Source organism: Brevibacillus reuszeri (assembly GCF_002897295.1).
Classification (GTDB): Bacteria; Bacillota; Bacilli; order Brevibacillales; family Brevibacillaceae; genus Brevibacillus; species Brevibacillus reuszeri_A.
This window is the reverse complement of the sequence record NZ_BEXF01000001.1, coordinates 168,262-185,101: the sequence shown is the minus strand read 5'-3', so window position 1 is coordinate 185,101 and position 16,840 is coordinate 168,262. Positions and strand designations below refer to the sequence as shown.

At 47.6% G+C, this 16,840-nt stretch carries 19 protein-coding genes; 4 read left to right on the top strand and 15 right to left on the bottom strand.

Features of this window, described 5'->3' with window-relative positions; genetic code table 11:
- Positions 1–337: 337 nt before the first annotated feature.
- The 8 genes from C3B52_RS00895 to C3B52_RS00860 form a co-directional block, all read right to left on the bottom strand.
- A complete protein-coding gene (locus C3B52_RS00895; protein WP_103104213.1) occupies positions 338–1,420 on the bottom strand; it encodes a LolA family protein in 1,083 nt (360 codons plus the stop codon).
- The gene (locus C3B52_RS00890) at positions 1,407–2,900 is read right to left on the bottom strand and encodes a HAMP domain-containing sensor histidine kinase (RefSeq protein WP_103104212.1); all 1,494 of its coding nucleotides are present in this window, start codon (positions 2,898–2,900) and stop codon (positions 1,407–1,409) included. Before C3B52_RS00890 ends, C3B52_RS00895 begins: the two co-directional genes overlap by 14 nt.
- A complete protein-coding gene (locus C3B52_RS00885; protein WP_103104211.1) occupies positions 2,897–3,619 on the bottom strand; it encodes a response regulator transcription factor in 723 nt (240 codons plus the stop codon). Before C3B52_RS00885 ends, C3B52_RS00890 begins: the two co-directional genes overlap by 4 nt.
- Before the next feature lie 142 nt (positions 3,620–3,761).
- On the bottom strand, positions 3,762–4,280 hold the full coding sequence (locus C3B52_RS00880; protein WP_103104210.1) for a GNAT family N-acetyltransferase: 519 nt from the start codon (positions 4,278–4,280) through the stop codon (positions 3,762–3,764).
- A complete protein-coding gene (locus C3B52_RS00875) occupies positions 4,261–5,415 on the bottom strand; it encodes a M20 peptidase aminoacylase family protein (RefSeq protein WP_103104209.1) in 1,155 nt (384 codons plus the stop codon). The genes C3B52_RS00880 and C3B52_RS00875 overlap by 20 nt, the downstream gene beginning before the upstream one ends.
- A 66-nt stretch (positions 5,416–5,481) precedes the next feature.
- Positions 5,482–5,814 carry an SCP-2 sterol transfer family protein gene (locus tag C3B52_RS00870; RefSeq protein WP_235615552.1) on the bottom strand — a complete coding sequence of 111 codons (333 nt, stop codon included), beginning with the start codon at positions 5,812–5,814 and terminating at the stop codon, positions 5,482–5,484.
- A 550-nt stretch (positions 5,815–6,364) separates the two neighbouring features.
- Positions 6,365–6,757: a VOC family protein gene (locus tag C3B52_RS00865; protein ID WP_049741732.1), complete on the bottom strand. Its 393-nt coding sequence runs from the start codon at positions 6,755–6,757 to the stop codon at positions 6,365–6,367.
- Between the two features lie 27 nt (positions 6,758–6,784).
- Complete coding sequence (locus tag C3B52_RS00860) at positions 6,785–7,219, bottom strand: hypothetical protein (protein ID WP_103104207.1); 435 nt, start codon at positions 7,217–7,219, stop codon at positions 6,785–6,787.
- 298 nt (positions 7,220–7,517) lie between these two features.
- Here C3B52_RS00860 and C3B52_RS00855 point away from each other — a divergent pair, with 298 nt between their 5' ends.
- Complete coding sequence (locus C3B52_RS00855; RefSeq protein WP_103104206.1) at positions 7,518–9,572, top strand: methyl-accepting chemotaxis protein; 2,055 nt, start codon at positions 7,518–7,520, stop codon at positions 9,570–9,572.
- Positions 9,573–9,645: 73 nt separating this feature from the next.
- Here C3B52_RS00855 and C3B52_RS00850 read toward each other — a convergent pair whose 3' ends face one another.
- Genes C3B52_RS00850 through C3B52_RS00835 form a run of 4 tightly spaced genes read right to left on the bottom strand, consistent with a single transcriptional unit; the run spans position 9,646 to position 12,409 of the window.
- Positions 9,646–10,830, bottom strand: a complete 1,185-nt coding sequence (locus C3B52_RS00850; RefSeq protein WP_103104205.1) for an amidohydrolase — start codon at positions 10,828–10,830, stop codon at positions 9,646–9,648.
- A 43-nt stretch (positions 10,831–10,873) separates the two neighbouring features.
- Positions 10,874–11,353 (bottom strand): DinB family protein, encoded by a 480-nt coding sequence (locus C3B52_RS00845; RefSeq protein WP_103104204.1) that lies wholly within the window; start codon positions 11,351–11,353, stop codon positions 10,874–10,876.
- 44 nt (positions 11,354–11,397) lie between these two features.
- Complete coding sequence (locus C3B52_RS00840; protein ID WP_164684655.1) at positions 11,398–12,177, bottom strand: aliphatic sulfonate ABC transporter substrate-binding protein; 780 nt, start codon at positions 12,175–12,177, stop codon at positions 11,398–11,400.
- Positions 12,131–12,409 carry a hypothetical protein gene (locus tag C3B52_RS00835; protein ID WP_103104202.1) on the bottom strand — a complete coding sequence of 93 codons (279 nt, stop codon included), beginning with the start codon at positions 12,407–12,409 and terminating at the stop codon, positions 12,131–12,133. The genes C3B52_RS00840 and C3B52_RS00835 overlap by 47 nt, the downstream gene beginning before the upstream one ends.
- 128 nt (positions 12,410–12,537) lie before the next feature.
- Here C3B52_RS00835 and C3B52_RS00830 point away from each other — a divergent pair, with 128 nt between their 5' ends.
- The 3 genes from C3B52_RS00830 to C3B52_RS00820 all read left to right on the top strand — a co-directional run bounded on the left by C3B52_RS00830 (position 12,538) and on the right by C3B52_RS00820 (position 15,169).
- Entirely contained in the window at positions 12,538–13,443 is a 906-nt protein-coding gene (locus tag C3B52_RS00830; protein ID WP_103104201.1) for a LysR family transcriptional regulator, read from the top strand.
- Between the two features lie 135 nt (positions 13,444–13,578).
- Positions 13,579–14,352: an ABC transporter ATP-binding protein gene (locus C3B52_RS00825; protein WP_103104200.1), complete on the top strand. Its 774-nt coding sequence runs from the start codon at positions 13,579–13,581 to the stop codon at positions 14,350–14,352.
- Between the two features lie 13 nt (positions 14,353–14,365).
- The gene (locus tag C3B52_RS00820; RefSeq protein ID WP_103104199.1) at positions 14,366–15,169 is read left to right on the top strand and encodes an ABC transporter permease; all 804 of its coding nucleotides are present in this window, start codon (positions 14,366–14,368) and stop codon (positions 15,167–15,169) included.
- 57 nt (positions 15,170–15,226) lie between these two features.
- Here C3B52_RS00820 and gcvH read toward each other — a convergent pair whose 3' ends face one another.
- From gcvH to C3B52_RS00805, 3 genes are all read right to left on the bottom strand, one after another.
- Positions 15,227–15,607 (bottom strand): glycine cleavage system protein GcvH, encoded by a 381-nt coding sequence (gcvH, locus tag C3B52_RS00815; RefSeq protein ID WP_103104198.1) that lies wholly within the window; start codon positions 15,605–15,607, stop codon positions 15,227–15,229.
- 59 nt (positions 15,608–15,666) lie between these two features.
- Positions 15,667–16,119 (bottom strand): redoxin domain-containing protein, encoded by a 453-nt coding sequence (locus C3B52_RS00810; protein ID WP_103104197.1) that lies wholly within the window; start codon positions 16,117–16,119, stop codon positions 15,667–15,669.
- Between the two features lie 98 nt (positions 16,120–16,217).
- A complete protein-coding gene (locus C3B52_RS00805) occupies positions 16,218–16,766 on the bottom strand; it encodes a peroxiredoxin (RefSeq protein ID WP_103104196.1) in 549 nt (182 codons plus the stop codon).
- Between the last annotated feature and the right edge of the window lie 74 nt (positions 16,767–16,840).

Here is a 16,840-nt window from a genome sequence, read left to right as displayed (position 1 = left end):
GTATATATCCCTATTATGACTTTTTAACAGCATCAGATAGGATAGTCTTTGAGCAAATCATCCTGATACTGCAGAATAACCTTCCATTATTACGCGGTCGCTCATCCGTGGCAAACCTCGATTAAGGTTTTCTTATCGTCGTTCGATTTGTAATTAGTATATCACATTTAGCCAATTAAGCTACATAATTTTATAATCGCATGTGGAGAATGTGTGAATAACTTTCCGACAAACGAAAACGCGCTTGGATATCCTCTTACAGCTAGGATGTCCAAGCGCGTTCATTGCTTTTCGCGATTCTTTAAGCGTTTGTCATGTTAACATCTGGGGGCGCCGCTTATTTCTTTTCGCTCCATTTCATTTCATCGGCCAGTTTCACCATTTGCTCTACAGTCAAATCAGGGTGCTCGAGCATGACAGTGTAACGCAGTCCTTTTTCATCCCACATAATGGAGCGTATCGCTTCCATATAGCTTCCTTTTATTCCGCGAATCTGGAGTGGCTTTTCTCCGAGCAACCCTTCATCAATCCCTTCTTTTGGCGTAGGAAATACGCTTAGACTGAAATAAGGTACATCTCCTTTTGTATAGTTGAGAGTCAGCTCATTTCGGTTTATTTCGCCCTTCCACTCATTCAACTCAATTCCTGCAAGAACCACTTCAGAGCTGCTTTCCCAATAGTAAAAGGGGGCTTTCATCGCAGCTTCGGCTTCCTCAAGACTTACTTTCTTCGCTGGATTCATGTCAGATAGCGATGTTATTTTCACATCCTGGGGTAAATCCAGGACAAATGTTTTCTCATCGAATGTAGGTGATTGGTCCAGCTTGGTATATTCAAAGTTAACTTTGTTTTCTCCTACGGTAGATGAGGATTTCAATACTATCCATGTCTTCTGATCAGCCCACAGGTCAATGTCACCAAAAAGCGATCCTTTTTCTTGCATCGTCGCTTTTACATGATGAACAGGCAGATTGATTACCGTGTCTTCTCCCACCACTTCAATCTTGTGCGTATTTTTGACTTTATCCAGGATACCGATGAGCTGCTCTTTCGGAGTTCCTGCCCCCAGCTCACCGACATCTGCTGCATCTAAACGAAATGCTGTTTTTAAAGCTTCATCATACGTAATGATTTGCTTGCCGTCGTTCACCGAGCGTGTCACGTTATTGCCTGACCTGATCTCCACCCGGCGCTTTCCTGTCTTGGCATCATGCCACTCCATAATCGTGGATTCCCTGATCTTTTTCTCCCCTTCATATTCGTTCATGATGCCTTCTGCATAATAAGAACCTACTGCCTTGTTTCCTTCCAGCATTTTGGTCACGACATCCTCTGAAGAAAAGGTTTGCGCATCCTGGCAACCGCCTGTAAACAAGCTGGCTGCCAAGCTGACCGCCCCGATCCATTTATATCCCTTCATCCCTCATCATCCCTCTCTCTACTACTTTCAGTGCACACACAAATGTCGTTCCATATGGATGGGCAGACCAGACGTGAATACTGCCATCGTGCTCATCCATGATCATTTTGGCGATACTCAATCCCAAGCCGATACTTGTGGCACCTTTTTTAGTACGTGCTGCATCCACTTGAAAAAACGGTTCAAAGACTCGCTGTTGCAGCTCATCCGGTATGGCCTCACCCTGGTTTTGCACAATCAGGAGCAGGTCCTGTTGACCGAGCTTCTCGATTTCGCTGCGAAATGAATCGAACACCCAATCAGGCACGGATTCTCGCGGAGACACCGCAGCAAGCCAAATCGACTGCCCTTCTCTGGTGTGGCCAAGTGCATTGTGAAACAAATTATCAACGAGCCTCATCAAATATCGTGCATTTACCTGAAGCTCATGGGAAACGATCACCTCGGTTTGCAGCTGTACACCTTTGCCAAAGCAGAGCTCTTCATACCCGGCAAACAGCATTTCAAAAAACTCTTCTCCATCCACTTCCGTCAAGGTCGTCTCCCTGACAGAAGAGCGCAGGGCTGTATAGATCGTCAAATCATTCAAAATCTCTTTCATATAATCAATCTTTTCGAACAGAATACTGCGGTACTCCTTTTGCTCCTTGTCCGTTAGCCCTTCTTGCTCAAAAAGAGCCTCCGCATACGCCCGGATAGACGTGAGCGGCGTTTTTACATCGTGCGCCAGCGCTGCGACAAGGTACTCCTTCTCCTTTTGTCCTGCCAGCACTTCCTGATTAGCCAGCTCCATCTTTAGCCGCATGTCTTCAAAATGCTTGATCAGTTCCCCGATTTCATCCGTAGCGCGATGCTCCCATAGAGAGATTGGCTTGTGCTCGGCAAAAGCGGTCATCCTGTCCATCAGGCGTTTCAGTGGCATATTTAGCTTGCGGTTCAGCAACCATACAACTGCTACGTACAGCAACAGAAAAAAAGCGATAGAAGCAGACGCAAGCCAGACAGTCCGATTTTTCACTTCTGTCAGCCATTCTTCCCGAGCCAGGGTGATTTGGTAAATTCCGATCATCCTGCCCTCAGCAAATACGGGCTTTTTAATGGAGTACGTTTGACTGCTTTTGCGTAGCTCGTACAAATCCTGATAGATTTTATCAGGTGGAATTCGTATAAGCCCGAACTGCATCGCATTTTCGTTGGACGTATACAACGTAATTCCGTCATAGCGATACAGCTCAATTTTTACCGACGACTGCATCTGTGATTGCAAAGCTTCGTAGTGGCTTCTGGGCTGGATTTGATAAAGCGATGTGTCTTGCAACGCCTTTTCGATCTCTGCAATGCGATCAGATATTTGGAAGTACTCTCGTAGGTCCTGGCGTTGATCATATTCACTTACGAAGTAATACAGCCCGGAAATGGCTGCAATAGGCAGCAGCATGACGAGTAAATAGGTGGACATGAGCCAATGCTTGATTTTCATGAGATCGGTTCACCAACGAAGCGGTAGCCGCTCCCCCATACCGTCTGGATAAAACGGGAGTCACGTTTGTCGTCCCGCAGCTTTTTGCGCACGCTTTTCACATGTACGGTTACCATCCCATTTCCTTCCAGGTCGGATTGACCCCAAATATGTTCATACAGCTCCTGCTTGGTAAACAGGCGATGAGGGTGTTCGGCAAGCAATAGTAAAAGACCAAGCTCTTTGGGTGTTAGCGCCACTGGGATGTTGTTCAGACACACTTCTTTTTTCTCGCTGTCAATGGTGAGCCCACCTTCAAACTCATATCGACTCTCTTCATTCCGGGCAAGAGCGTCCTCATTTTTGTATCGACGATAGCGTCGCAGATGGGACGTGATGCGAGCCGACAGCTCCGTCAAGCTAAATGGCTTTGTCACATAATCATCTGCCCCTAGGTCGAGTCCCCGTACCTTTGCTTCGTCCTCATGACGCGCGCTCATGATCAGAATCGGTACGTGGCTCGTCAGACGAATATGCTTGCACACCGTAAAACCATTCATCTCCGGAAGCATCAAGTCGATCAAAACGAGGTCGTAGGACTGTGCCTGGAAGTCTTCCCAGCCTTCTGCCCCGCTGGTAGCCCACGTCACTTCGTAATCCTGTCTTCGTAAATGATCACGTACGATGCGTCCAATCTCAGGATCATCCTCTACCAGCAACACCTTTACCCCGTCAGCCATCTTGCTTCCCCCTCCTGTACAGGTTTCATTATAGGTCCCCTTACACACTTCTCTTGGAACTTCATAAATTCTTTAGAAATGGAGAAATGCTTCTATAAACACAGAAAAACCCGTCTCCATAAAAGACGGGTATACTCTTCTCTTAGTCTTTTTCGATCGCATATAAGAAGGTCAGGATGTTCCGGTTTCGGGCATTGATGTACTCTTTTTCCTTTGTCATCCCGATTTTTTCGATCACACTGCGTGAGGCATGGTGGTCAAATGCCATGTTCGCGCATAAGCGCTTCAAGCCAAGCTGCTGAAAGCCAAACTGCTTGCAGGCCTCAGCTGCTTCGGTAGCAAAGCCCTTCCCCCAAAACTCCTTTGCCACAATAAAGCCCAGATCATTTTCCAGCTGTCCATCCAGCTCTGCTACTACGATACCACAATCACCGATGACTTGTCCGCTGCTTTTGCTTACCATCGCCCAGCGTCCAAACCCATGCGTCTCATACCGTTTCATGTTGTTGTTTAGCCACTGCTGCGAGCCTTCCAGTGTAAATGGAGCTGGCCAATACTGCATGGTCACAGGATCAGAGAGAATGGCATGCAGTGTGCCTAGATCATCCGCGTCGTATGTGCGAAGGATCAGCCTCTTCGTTTCAAGCACGTTCTGCTTCATGCTCAAACGTTCTCACGATCACTCGTGCCAATATTTCGACGCCTTTTACCATTGCGGAATGCTCAAACTGCATATGCGGATGATGCAAGCCCGGCTTCAAATCGCATCCGAGAGCGAGCATTGTAGCTTTGATATGTGGACGCTCCACTGTGTAAAAATGAAAATCCTCGGCACCCGGGCTGACAGGCGCTGCTCTGAGATTTTCTTGGCCCAGCACGTCCACAATTGCAAGCTCCATCAGCTTTTTGGCTTCGTCATGCACCTCAGCAGCAACCATCCGTGAGCCTCGTTGTAGCTCAATTTCCGCCGAATAAGAAAGGGCAACGCCTTCAATGATTTGTCGCACCTTTTTCTCCAGCTCATCCATTGCCTGATTTGTCTGTGCTCTCATATCAATCGCAAAACGAGCTTTATCTGGAATGATATTGTAGCTCTCGCCGCCTGCTTGCAGCATCGTCATTTTGGCCGTTGCTGGCACCATTGGATCAATATGCACTTGACCAATTCCTGAGATGATAGCACCAGCTACCTCAATTGCGTTTACTCCTAGATGAGGTCTGGCACCGTGCGCGGAAACGCCAGTGACTTCTCCGTATAGAAACATGGCTGCCCCGTTGTAGATAGCAGGTCCTGCAGTCCCCTGCAGCATTTCCTGAATCGGACGAACGTGAACACCATATAAATAATCGACGTTATCGACGGCCCCTTTTTCTACCAGCTTGAGAGCGCCTGTTCCTTTTTCCTCCGCTGGCTGGAACAAGATCTTTAATGTTCCAGGCGGCTGATACCCAGAAGCAATCAATGCCTCTACAGCTTCCACGATCATGGTCATATGCGCATCATGACCACATGAGTGATTGGGGCGCCATTCTCCGTCTACCTCCTGCCATAGAGCGTCAATATCTGTACGCAATCCTACGACAGGGCCTCCTTCTCCCCACTCAGCAATCAACCCGGTACAATCATCAAACGTAGTCACGCGCAAACCCAAGCTTCGCATCCGCTCTACCAAATAGCGAGTGGTTTCAACTTCCTTCCAGCTAATTTCTGGATTCGCATGCAAATGACTGAATGTTTCAGCAATCTGTTGTTCACGAGTATGTATCGTTTGTTTCAAAGAGAAAGCAGTGGACATGACAACGCTACCTCCCAAAATCACTCTTTTTTCCTATTATAACATAGGACTGTTACAAGCCACCCTTTACTTGCAGGTGAGTCGTAATATTGCATCCAGTTTTAATTGATCGCGCAGCGGTCCGACGATTCTTACCTGCTCTTTGGCCAAGGTGTATACGAGCTCATCCCCGCCGAACAGCATCTGCATCTCGCGTTCGTCACCTTGTACAATCAGATCCACTGATTGCTCTTCTGACCACGCTCCACAAAAGGCCCCTCCCTTGGAGAATGTCAGGTGCCAACGCGTCTTTGTATCCTCCGTGACAATGCCAATCCGCCGTTCCCATCCTATCATCATCAAGTGCAAGTGCGTTTTTTTCTGGAGCCTGGTTGCAACCTCTGCGAGCAGCCTTCCCATTCCGACCAAGTTCGTCCACCCCTCTCTTTCAAAAGGGTTCGTTTTTGCTCGGGTCGAATCCTTTGGCGAGTAGTAGGAACCCCTGTCGGCTCCTGTCAGGGAGAAGATCTTTTTCTCGACACGTTTTCCTATGGGCTCTTTTTGCTGTTGTTCGTGGCTTCAGTGGAGGGGAGGAAACAGGAGAAAGCGCTCCAGGTACTTGGGCCTCTAGCAGGGAGGGGGTACTGTCCGCTTACGGGAAAAAAGGGAAACCGCGTCCAAAGTAGTACTCACAAAGACCTTCGCTGGCTTTCTCCCGTTTCCTCAGCGAGCTGTAGAGACATTTGAAGCTGAAGCTTGAATGCCATATCTTTGGTCAGCTAGGTCAGAGAAGCATTTTTCAAGGCTTAGGGAATTGAGCAGTTTGTTTACGAAAACCTCTATCGAGGCATTCCCAAGGAGAGCGTACTCTGAGGTACCTTGCTTTGCGCTCCGCTTATAAATTCCTATACGTTCAAAAAAGAAAAAGCATCCGCCTCAATGTGCAGATGCCTTCCTTTTGACTGCTATGTTATTCGTCAAACTCGTCTTTATCTAACCGTACCTCCAAATGATGTCCATCCGGGGTCTCAAAGTATAGATTATAGCTGGTTGGTTGCGTGATAGGTCCGCGATAACAGATATTCTCTGCTTCCAGCTTATCCACCAGATAGTCCAATTCCGCACGACTCGTTACGGAAAAAGCGAGGTGGTCTACCTGACCAACACCGCCTTTGCCTTCCTCACCGCCATGTGGATGAAGACCAATCCGTGTGTATGTGCCAATTTGAAAGTAGACAGGCGCTCCTTCCACCATGTTCTCTTCCGGGATGGGAACTTCCAAAATGTCCTTAAAAAAACGAGCTACCTTCACGACATCGCTACAATTCAATGCGATATGGTGAACGCCTTTCAAATGAAACATTCACACTGCCTCCCACGTCAACTCTGGTCATGCGCTTTTCTGCGACATTTGCTTTCGTTTATTGTACTGCTTCAGCCACTCGCTTAAACGTCTCAAACGAATCATGAGCGCTTCTCGCCATTCATCGTCCTTTAGCTCCTTGGCTACACGCAGCAAGTCAAGCGAAACGTCGATCTGTTGCTTTAGTACATCGGCGAAGCTGGCTGCTTCATCCGTCATTGTACAATTCTCAAACAACTCCGATGTATTGTCAACACTCACAAAGTCGGCAAAATCAACTTCAGGAGCTTGATCTCCTTGTGCATATTCTACTAAAATTTCGTACTCTCCCTCAATACCGGGATGGACTTCAATTCTGTCACATACAGGACAAAACATGATGGGGACATTGTGAACAAGTGTTTTATAATGACGGACTGACCCTACGGAACCAACCATTCCAGCACCACAACAAAAACTCATATAGTCTCCCTCCTTCTTCGCCAAACAAACACTTTCGTCTCGGCGACACTCTGTCTGTATTCGCATTGTAGCCCATTACCCCTCTGACTCTCTACCCGCAAAAGATACCAGTAGGTTTTTGGTAACAAGAATTTGTCAATTTGTCTTCCTATTGTACTCGAATCCCCTAGTACCCGGCAACGTTTTCTGACTAGTTTGAAATTTTTCCCACATTTGCCTAAAGGGATATAAAGAAGTTTTATAAATGCCGATATAGGGAATAGTTAGTCATCTACTTACACTATAAAGGAGCTACTGTATGTTTAGGTTTAAAAGCTTGCGTGCACGTACACTTACAATCACATTGCCAGTCATTATTCTTACTCTGCTTCTCGTCATGAGTATTGCATTTTTATTCTCAGTCTCCCTGCTGAACAAGGAATTAAGTGACAAAATGAACTTCCAACTGGACTTGCTCAGTGACAAGGTAGAAGGCCAACTAGAGGAACATAGCAAAGTAACAGAGAGTATGGCTCGCTTTATCGAAATGACACCTATTACTTATTCGTTGGAACAGCTGGATTCCCTGCTTACCAAAACCGTGCTTATTAACGAAACCTCCGTGGGAATGGGTATTTTCATGGAACCGTACGCATTCGACCCAAATAAGCAATACGTCGCCACCTATGGAACAAAGGAAGACGGCAAGGTACGCATCACCTACGATTACAGCACTGCTTCCTACAACTACCCAAATCAGGATTGGTACAAGGTAGGGATCGGAACCAAAAACAAAACAGATTATTCGGAGCCGTATTTTGACGATGTTTCAGGTGTTTCGATGATGACTGTCGTCGCACCCTTTTACACGACAGACAAAAAGCTGCTAGGTGTAGCTACAGACGATATTACACTCACAGACATACAAAAAATGGTTTCAGGTACAAAAGTCGGTGAAACAGGCTGGGCGTTTTTGCTGGATAAATCCGGTCAATACTTGTCCCATCCTGAATCAGAAAAGCTCATGCACAAAACGATTCAAACAGAGGAAAATACATCCTTTTCAGAAGCTGGAGCGGCTATTCTTGCAGAACAAGAAGGCATGAAAACCTTCACCGCAGACAATGGCGTCAATCGCCTTTATTTCCAAAAAATACCTCAGACCAATTGGACCCTGGCTCTCGTCATGCCTGAAGATGAGTTCAATGCGCCCCTCAGCGCCCTATTTTACCTGCTCTGTGCTGTGAGTTTGTTTGGTTTGTTGATTCTGATCGCTGTCATTTACTTCTTCAGCAAATATTTGACGAAACAAATTGATCGTGCGAATCAGCTGTCACACGCTCTTTCCAATGGGGACTTCACTGCTTCCATGGATATTAAAACCGTAGATGAGATGGGCGTCATGGCAAGCCGCTTCAACGCAATGACAACCACCCTTCGCGAGACCCTGGGTCAGGTCAGCTACAGTGCTCAGCAGGTAGCAGCCACTTCCGAGCAGCTAATGGCAAGTGCCGAACAAACAAGCAGAGCTACCGAGCAAATCGCCCAATCCGTACAAGAAATCGCCTACGGCACCGAGCAACAGGTGGAAGCGACGAACCAAGGCAGCGATGTCATTACAGAAATCGCTCAGCATATTTCCGTCATGGAAAAAGGCATCGAGGAAGTCAGCAGCTCTACTGCTGAGACAAACCGTCAGGCAACCGAGGGCAACCAGATGGCCGTGAAAACAGTTGAACATATGAATGTGATCCACGCGCAAATGAATCAAACAGCAGGCATCGTCAATGCTCTGGGACGTCGCTCTGAGGAAATTGGACAAATGATTTCCCTTATTACGACAATTGCCGCCCAAACCAATCTCCTAGCACTGAATGCAGCCATCGAGGCAGCGCGTGCCGGAGAACAAGGACGTGGCTTTGCAGTCGTAGCCGATGAGGTACGCAAGCTCGCGGAACAATCCAGCTCCGCAGCCGAACAGGTAAGCACCATTGTGGCAGATATTCAACGCGATACAGAATCAGCGATTAACGCCATGACGCATGGCTCGACGATTCTTAGTGAAGGGATGTCACTCGTACAGTCTACTGGAACCGCTTTTGAACAAATTACAGGCTCTGCTGCCCAATTGTTTGAGCGCACCGAAGAGGTCTCTTCAGAAATGCGTCAAATCAGCCAGCAGATGCAGACGATCGTTACTGCGATCAGCAACATTTCTCTGGTAGCTGAGCAGTCTGCTAGCAATTCGCAAACCGTTGCTGCCGCAGCGGAAGAGCAAAACGCGTCCATGCAGGAAATTTCCGCAGCTGCGACCATGCTGGCCAAAATGGCAGAAGAAATGAACGATGCCATCCGCACCTTTAAGCTCAGCTAAGCTTTTCATCCCAACCTGGCACGACAAAAGAAGGTTGTCCGTACACCAAACGGGCAACCCTCTTTTTGTTTTCCTATCCTTTTAATCCAAGCATTTTAGCTGCTGTAACAACAAACATTTTGACGCCGATAGTAAGAGAGGCTTCGTCAATCGTAAATTTCGGATGATGATGCGGATGTACAATTCCTTGTGCCTGATTCCCTGCACCAATGTTGAAATACGTCCCGGCTGCTTTATTTTGAAAGGCAGAGAAATCGTCAGCTGCCATGCTTGGCGTTATTCGGTACACGGCTTTTTCTCCAAACAGCTCGACTGCTGTTTCCTCGACGATTCTGGTCACTTCCTCATGATTGATGACTGGTCGATACCCAAACATGTACTTCATTTCTGCTGTAGCATCATACGACTGGGCTATGCCTTCTACTATTTGCTTCATCCTGTCTGGCACTTGCCGCCTGAGCTCAGAGTTCATGCAGCGAACGGTACCGCTAAGCTCGACACTGCCCGGAATCACATTATGTGTATGGCCTCCAATGAATTTCGTCACGGACACAACGAGTGGATCAACTGGATTAAACACGCGTGAAACCATGTGCTGCAAGCCTGTCACCACTAAGGCTCCGATCGCGATCGTGTCTACTGTGCGATGCGGTTCGGCGGCGTGACCGCCCTTGCCATGCAATGTGATCGTAAACGTATCTGGCGAAGTGAGCATCGGTCCTGTGATTACCCCAACCTTTCCTGTCTCGACAGGCGATTGCAGATGCGCCCCGATGACCCAGTCTACCCCGTCCATGACACCAGCCTCGATCATTTCCTCTGCACCGCCCGGAGGCAGCTCCTCTGCATGCTGGAAAAGAAAGCGGATTTCGCCCTCCAAACTGTCTTGATAGGTTGCCAAAACGGATGCCGCACCTAGCAACATCGCCGTATGACCATCATGTCCGCATGCGTGCATGGCTCCTGCATTTTGGGAGACGAATGGAAAATCATTTTCCTCCTGAATGGGGAGCGCGTCAATGTCTGCGCGGATGGCGAGCGTTTTCCCCGGCTGCTTCCCGATAAGTCTTGCCATCACACTCGTTGGCGTCGGACGCGTAACGACCAGATTAGGAATCGATTTTAGCGCCATTTCTATATAATGAGACGTTTTTTTCTCGGCGAAGGAAACTTCGGGATATTGATGCAGGTATCTTCTCCAAGCTATTACTTGATCGTGGATTGCCTCCGCCTGCTTCAGAAGCGTTTCGTAGGCCATGGCTTCAACCTCCTTGCTAGGTGATCCCCTAGCTCTTTCTCTGCTACTTCTGTTCGGAAAAAGCCTGCTTATTTCGTTCAATCTGATTCAAATGAATTTCGACATGGTTGCAAATGAATTTATCGACGATATGGGAAACAGAGATTGGCTCCTCGCCTTTCAGCCCGTACTTTTGCCAGTCTTCCTCTGTCAATTGCTGCAGCAGGAAGCTGTTATATCGCGTGATCGCTTCATATACGGCGAGTAATTCCTCCGTGGAAGTATCGTTTAACCGCTGATTTTGCACCCAGTCATCATGCGCAAAGGTCGCGAGTGACGTCACAGGCTCAGAGATGATTTTGCGAATCCGATACGAATTGACAATATTGGAATCGATCAAATGGATAATGATTTCGTTCATGCTCCATTTACTCGGTGCTGGCTTCCACTGCAGCAGCTCTTCTTCTAATCCTTCTACGCTCGCTCTTATTTTCACGCCAGTGTTCTCGTAATTACGAATCGATTGCTCTCTGTTTGTGCTCATCGTTTTCCCTCAGATCGTTTGAATGTATTTGTCTTTTGTGCGTCTTACTTTTTCAACGCCTTTTCCAAAAACGAATTGTCGTACGACTTGCTCATGTCTACCTTTTCCTTAATCGTTCCGGATACGGCCAAGATGTCTGCAGTAGATTGGATGGAGCTGGCGATATCAGCTGAAATCGGCGCATTGATGTAGTGCGTATTTTCCAACAGCGTTTTCACAAGGGCCTTATCCATTTTCCGCTCCTTGGACAAAATGTCTGCTGCTTCATCAATATTGTTTGGCAGCCACTCGACTGCGCGCTGATACACCTTGAGATAAACTTCTGTCAAATCCGGATGCTCCTGCAAAAATTTATCTCGTCCGATCATCACTGCTGGCGCTACGAAATTCATCGTCTTGACACTCGCTACAATACGAGCGCGATTCGATTGAACCTCCGTCGTTACGAATGGGTCCCAGATGCCCCATGCATCTACTTTTCCTGTTTGAAAAGCGGGATTGGCTTCATCCGGCTGCAGCTGTACCAGCTTCACATCGGATTCCTTCAGACCGTTTTTCTCCAGTGCCTTGATCAGAAAGATATGTGCGGAGGAGCCTTTTGCGATGGCGATCGTTTTGCCCTTCAGGTCGGCAATCGATTGGATTGGGCTGTCTGGCTTGACGATGATACTGTTTTGGTTGCCCTCTACTCCTGTAACAGAGATCGCTTTGATTGGTGATTTTGCCGCGGCGCCTGTCACCAGCGTCCCGTCTCCGATGAACGAAAAGTCGATGCGGTCAGTAATAATTCCTTCCAAAAGTGGTTGCACTGCTTTGGAATTCATGCCACTGTACGTCCGCATTGACCTTTTTGAATTCCTCTTCGAACCAGCCTTTGTTCTTGGCGATGCTAAGCAGATTTAATCCGCCATTGACGGCGATGTTGACCGTTGCTTTTTCTTTTCCCGACTCGCCGGAGCTACCCGCACCACCCGAGCAAGCAGACAAAAGCAGCGTGCCGATTATTGTCATCAAGATGAGTAAAGAGATTTTTTTGAAGCGCGGTGCAGCTTTCATGGGACATTCTCCTCTGCCTGAAAGGTTGTTATTTTTTTCGATTGTATTATATCCGACAAATCCAGTAAAATAACTTAGTATTATAGCTATATGAATTTTAGTTATGTGTGGGGGGGGTGGATGGATAGATGAATATTGAGCAGCTTGAGTACGTGGCAGCGATTGCCAAGACAGGTTCTATTTCGATTGCCGCCGAGCAGCTGCATGTCTCGCAAGCGGGCGTCAGCAAATCATTGTCCAAGCTGGAAAAAGAATTGGGGATTGAGCTGTTTAAGCGGTCACGGGTAGGCTGTACACCTACGCGGCGCGGCGAAGTCATTATCGAAAAAGTCAGCGAAATTTTGGCGAAAATCGAGGAAATCAAAGAGGAATCACAAATTGAAAGCTCCCTTTTGCAAGGCGAGGTACGCTTTTCTGTCGGCCCTAATTTTATGGCGATTCTGTCGCGGTCCATCGTCCATTTTAAAAAGGATTATCCAAAGGTAAAGCTGGATATCATCTCCAAAAATTCAGAGGACGTCGTCCAGGATCTAAAGGAAGAACGGACGGATCTTGGGCTCATCTATCTGGACACACATCCGGAAAATCAGGTCAAGGATCTCGTCATGCAGGAAATTCTCAAGTCAAGAATGGTCGTTTGCGTTGGCAGGCAATCTCCACTGGCCTCCAAAGAAAGCTTGACGCCACAAGACATCCTGGGGCATTCGTTCGTAAATATTGACAACAACTTTCATGATTGGTTCATGCAGAGCTTCATGAATCAACACGGACCTTTATCCATTATTTTTACCTCCAACAATATCGAAATATTGAAACGCACGATTATCGAGAGCACTGCCATCGGCTTTTTTATCGAATTCAGCATGCTCAAGGACCCTTACATTTTGAACGGGGAGCTGATAGCGATTCCGCTTGTCGACCATGAACCCAATACGGTTTCGCTGGGGTGGGCAAGAAAAAAGAACAGACATTTTTCCATCGCTCAAAAGGAATTTATGAATTACTTAATTCAGGAGTATCACAAATTTTTCTAGTGGCTTCAAACATAACTGGAGGTTATGACGCTATAAATCATAGACAATTTACGCGTTATATTGCCGATGTTATGATGTTCAACATTATCAAGCAGCCATCGCCCGAAAAGCCTGTGAAAGGCAAGGAGGAACGCCATGTCCAGCCCAACGTTAGAAATCAAAAAAGTGAATAAATCGTTCCAAAATGCTGGATCAATCACACATGTCCTGGATCGGATTGACCTCTCTGTAAAAGAGGGCGAATTCGTCTCGATCATCGGACCGAGTGGATGCGGAAAAAGCACACTACTCAAAATCATTGCAGGACTGGATACAGACCACGAAGGGTCCGTGCTGCTTGGTGGACAACAGGTGGATCGGCCGAGCAGGCAAAAGGGCTTCATTTTTCAGGAGCATCGCCTGTTCCCTTGGCTGACCGTCGAAAAAAACATCGCAGCGAATCTTTCTCTGGGGGATGCTGACATACGAAACCGCGTCCAGGAAATGATCAAGCTCGTCCGTCTCGAAGGCTTTGAAAAGGCGTATCCGAAGCAGCTGTCCGGTGGGATGTCACAGCGCGTTGCCATTGCCAGAGCATTGATGCGTCAGCCACAGGTATTGCTTTTAGATGAACCATTTGGGGCATTGGACGCCTTCACGAGAAACCATATGCAAGAGGTTCTCCTGGACATTTGGCGGCGCAACAAAACCACCATGCTGCTTGTGACGCATGATATCGACGAGGCCGTATTTTTGTCTAGCCGTATTATCGTCATGGATGCACGCCCCGGACGCATCAAAGCTGTTATCGCAAATGACCTGTCTCATCCGCGAAATCGGGTCGGCAGTGCCTTTCAGGAGCTGCGTTCGCGGGTGCTGAGAGCGCTGGAAAAAACAGAAGAAACGCCCGAATGCACCTGGGTCATTTAGAAAGGAGTCTCCTATGCAAGGTAACAAGCCTTCTCTCATAGACAAGACGGGTAACGTCAAGCTAAAACGCTTGCTGGTCGGGAGCCTTTTGCCTGTTCTCGCACTGGTGCTCTGGCAGTCAGCTGTTGAATTATCTTTCGTCTCTCCCCTGCTATTCCCGGCTCCGAGCAGCATTTTCGTCGATTTTTGGACGATTATTACTACCGGGGAATTGACTCATCATTTACAAATCAGCGTACTGCGAGCGTTGACTGGCTTTGCGATTGGCGGTTCGTTAGGATTGGCATTTGGGCTTCTCGTCGGCTTTTCCAAACGCTCGGAAGCCATGCTTGACCCTACGATTCAAATGCTGCGGACGGTTCCACTGCTCGCGATTACCCCGTTATTTATTTTGTGGTTCGGATTCGGGGAGCTGTCCAAAATTTTGTTAATCTCGATGGGTGCCTTTTTTCCTATGTACGTCAACACGTTTCTCGGTGTTCGCAACGTGGATTCCAAGCTGTTTGATGTAGCCCGCGTCTTGGAGTTCAGTAAATTCCATCAAATCACTAAGCTGATGCTGCCTGCGGCCATGCCCAACATCTTGCTCGGACTGCGGTTGTCGCTTAGCGTATCGTGGCTCTGCCTTGTTGTAGCAGAGCTGATGGGGGCAGATCAAGGGATTGGCTTCATGATTCAGGATGCCAGGGCTTATATGCGGACAGGCGTTGTCTTCGTAGGTATTTTCATTTTCGCGATTGGCGGGAAGGTGACGGATTCATTCGTCCGCTTACTTGAAACGCGCTTGTTAAAATGGCAGGACAGCTTTAAAGGGTAACGTCACATCCGCACCAAAAAAGCCGTGGCTTAATCGCCCGGCTTTTCGTTTTGTTACCTATTCTTTTACCATCGCTTCGTATTTGTCTGCATCCATCAGCTTGTCCAGCTCAGCTGCGTCGGACAATTCCACGACGATCATCCATGCTTGCTCGTACGGCGAGGAGTTCACCAGTTCTGGAGCGTCTTCCAGGTTGCCGTTCACTTCCAGTACTGTGCCAGTTACAGGAGCGTACAGTTCAGAAACGGTTTTAACCGATTCTACGCTGCCAAATGGCTCATCCGCCTGAATGGTTGCCCCTACTTCAGGCAACTCAACAAACACGATGTCACCCAGCTCTGATTGAGCAAAAGCAGTGATTCCGATGTACGCTTTGTTTCCTTCTACTCGCACCCACTCATGCTCTTCACTGTAACGTAGGTTTTTTGGGAATTCCATCGTTTACATTTCCTCCTATCAGGTACAATCCATTACACATACATAATTAGACGAACATTCTAGGATTCCTCTTCGATCCCCAAAATTCTAAACAGACGTTTTTTCACGAGGTTTAGACCCTTCTCGCCTGCCTGGAAATGGCGCAGCTGAAGGTTTTCATCAAAGAGGTAAAAGGCAGGGACGTATTCGTTCTGGAAAGCATCCACTGTCTTCATATCATTATCAATGGCAATCGGGTGTGTCAGGTTGTGCTCGGCAATCGTTTGCTTGATCGTTTCGATGTCCGTATCTTTTTCAGAACGAGGCATGTGAATACCGATTACTTTTAATCCATTTGCTGCATATTTGTCGCGCCATTCGTTGATGCTTGGCATGGACTCCTTGCACATGTAGCAGCTTACAGACCAAAAGTGTACCAAAACCGGGCTACCAGCCAAATCTGCTTTGGTCACCTGTCCATTCACCCATTCGGTAATCCCAGGGAAATCAGGCAATTCTTCGCGCAAACGCATGGATAGGTCAACCCCTTTTTTATAAATTCATATACGTTAAAAAAAGGGCCTAACAGCTAAATGTTAGACCCTCTTTTTCGGTACGAGTGTTCCAGTAATTACTTAGCAGACAGTTGAGCTTGTCCTGGGCGCCAGTTAGCTGGGCACAGTCCGCCGGATTGCAGAGCTTGCAATACGCGCAGTGTCTCGTCTGTAGAACGACCTACGTTCAGGTCAGTAACTACTTGATATTTCAGAACGCCTTCTGGATCGATGATGAACAGACCGCGGTAAGCTTGTCCGCCTTCTTCATCCAGTACGCCGTAGTCACGAGCAGTAGTTTTCAGGAAGTCAGCAGCCAATGGGTAGTTCAGGCCACCCAAACCGTTTTGGTCGCGTGGAGTGTTGATCCAAGCGCGGTGGGAGTGAACGGAGTCAGTAGATACACCCAGTACTTCTGCATCCAGATCAGCGAAGTCTTCGATTGCATCGCTCATAGCGATGATTTCAGTTGGGCAAACGAAAGTGAAGTCCAGTGGATAGAAGAACAGTACCAGCCATTTGCCACGGTAGTCGGACAGGGAAACCTTTCCGAATTCTTTACCGTTACCCAGTGCTGTTTCCATTGTAAAGTCTGGAGCTGGAAGCCCGATTAGACGTTGTGCCATTATGTAAAACCTCCTTAGGAATATGTTCTTGCCTACATGTCCCATGATATCAAAGTATTCACTTTATAGTCAAT

What these genes read in the sequence shown, in the direction of transcription:
- C3B52_RS00855 (WP_103104206.1), top strand. Translation starts at nt 7,518, where the DNA reads ATGTTTAGGTTTAAAAGCTTGCGTGCACGTACACTTACAATCACATTG.
- C3B52_RS00870 (WP_235615552.1), bottom strand. Translation starts at nt 5,814, where the DNA reads ATGGGAAGGCTGCTCGCAGAGGTTGCAACCAGGCTCCAGAAAAAAACG.
- C3B52_RS00805 (WP_103104196.1), bottom strand. Translation starts at nt 16,766, where the DNA reads ATGGCACAACGTCTAATCGGGCTTCCAGCTCCAGACTTTACAATGGAA.
- C3B52_RS00890 (WP_103104212.1), bottom strand. Translation starts at nt 2,900, where the DNA reads ATGAAAATCAAGCATTGGCTCATGTCCACCTATTTACTCGTCATGCTG.
- gcvH (WP_103104198.1), bottom strand. Translation starts at nt 15,607, where the DNA reads ATGGAATTCCCAAAAAACCTACGTTACAGTGAAGAGCATGAGTGGGTG.
- C3B52_RS00810 (WP_103104197.1), bottom strand. Translation starts at nt 16,119, where the DNA reads ATGCGTTTGCGCGAAGAATTGCCTGATTTCCCTGGGATTACCGAATGG.
- C3B52_RS00830 (WP_103104201.1), top strand. Translation starts at nt 12,538, where the DNA reads ATGAATATTGAGCAGCTTGAGTACGTGGCAGCGATTGCCAAGACAGGT.
- C3B52_RS00840 (WP_164684655.1), bottom strand. Translation starts at nt 12,177, where the DNA reads ATGAATTCCAAAGCAGTGCAACCACTTTTGGAAGGAATTATTACTGAC.
- C3B52_RS00835 (WP_103104202.1), bottom strand. Translation starts at nt 12,409, where the DNA reads ATGAAAGCTGCACCGCGCTTCAAAAAAATCTCTTTACTCATCTTGATG.
- C3B52_RS00820 (WP_103104199.1), top strand. Translation starts at nt 14,366, where the DNA reads ATGCAAGGTAACAAGCCTTCTCTCATAGACAAGACGGGTAACGTCAAG.
- C3B52_RS00845 (WP_103104204.1), bottom strand. Translation starts at nt 11,353, where the DNA reads ATGAGCACAAACAGAGAGCAATCGATTCGTAATTACGAGAACACTGGC.
- C3B52_RS00895 (WP_103104213.1), bottom strand. Translation starts at nt 1,420, where the DNA reads ATGAAGGGATATAAATGGATCGGGGCGGTCAGCTTGGCAGCCAGCTTG.
- C3B52_RS00860 (WP_103104207.1), bottom strand. Translation starts at nt 7,219, where the DNA reads ATGAGTTTTTGTTGTGGTGCTGGAATGGTTGGTTCCGTAGGGTCAGTC.
- C3B52_RS00825 (WP_103104200.1), top strand. Translation starts at nt 13,579, where the DNA reads ATGTCCAGCCCAACGTTAGAAATCAAAAAAGTGAATAAATCGTTCCAA.
- C3B52_RS00875 (WP_103104209.1), bottom strand. Translation starts at nt 5,415, where the DNA reads ATGTCCACTGCTTTCTCTTTGAAACAAACGATACATACTCGTGAACAA.
- C3B52_RS00850 (WP_103104205.1), bottom strand. Translation starts at nt 10,830, where the DNA reads ATGGCCTACGAAACGCTTCTGAAGCAGGCGGAGGCAATCCACGATCAA.
- C3B52_RS00865 (WP_049741732.1), bottom strand. Translation starts at nt 6,757, where the DNA reads ATGTTTCATTTGAAAGGCGTTCACCATATCGCATTGAATTGTAGCGAT.
- C3B52_RS00880 (WP_103104210.1), bottom strand. Translation starts at nt 4,280, where the DNA reads ATGAAGCAGAACGTGCTTGAAACGAAGAGGCTGATCCTTCGCACATAC.
- C3B52_RS00885 (WP_103104211.1), bottom strand. Translation starts at nt 3,619, where the DNA reads ATGGCTGACGGGGTAAAGGTGTTGCTGGTAGAGGATGATCCTGAGATT.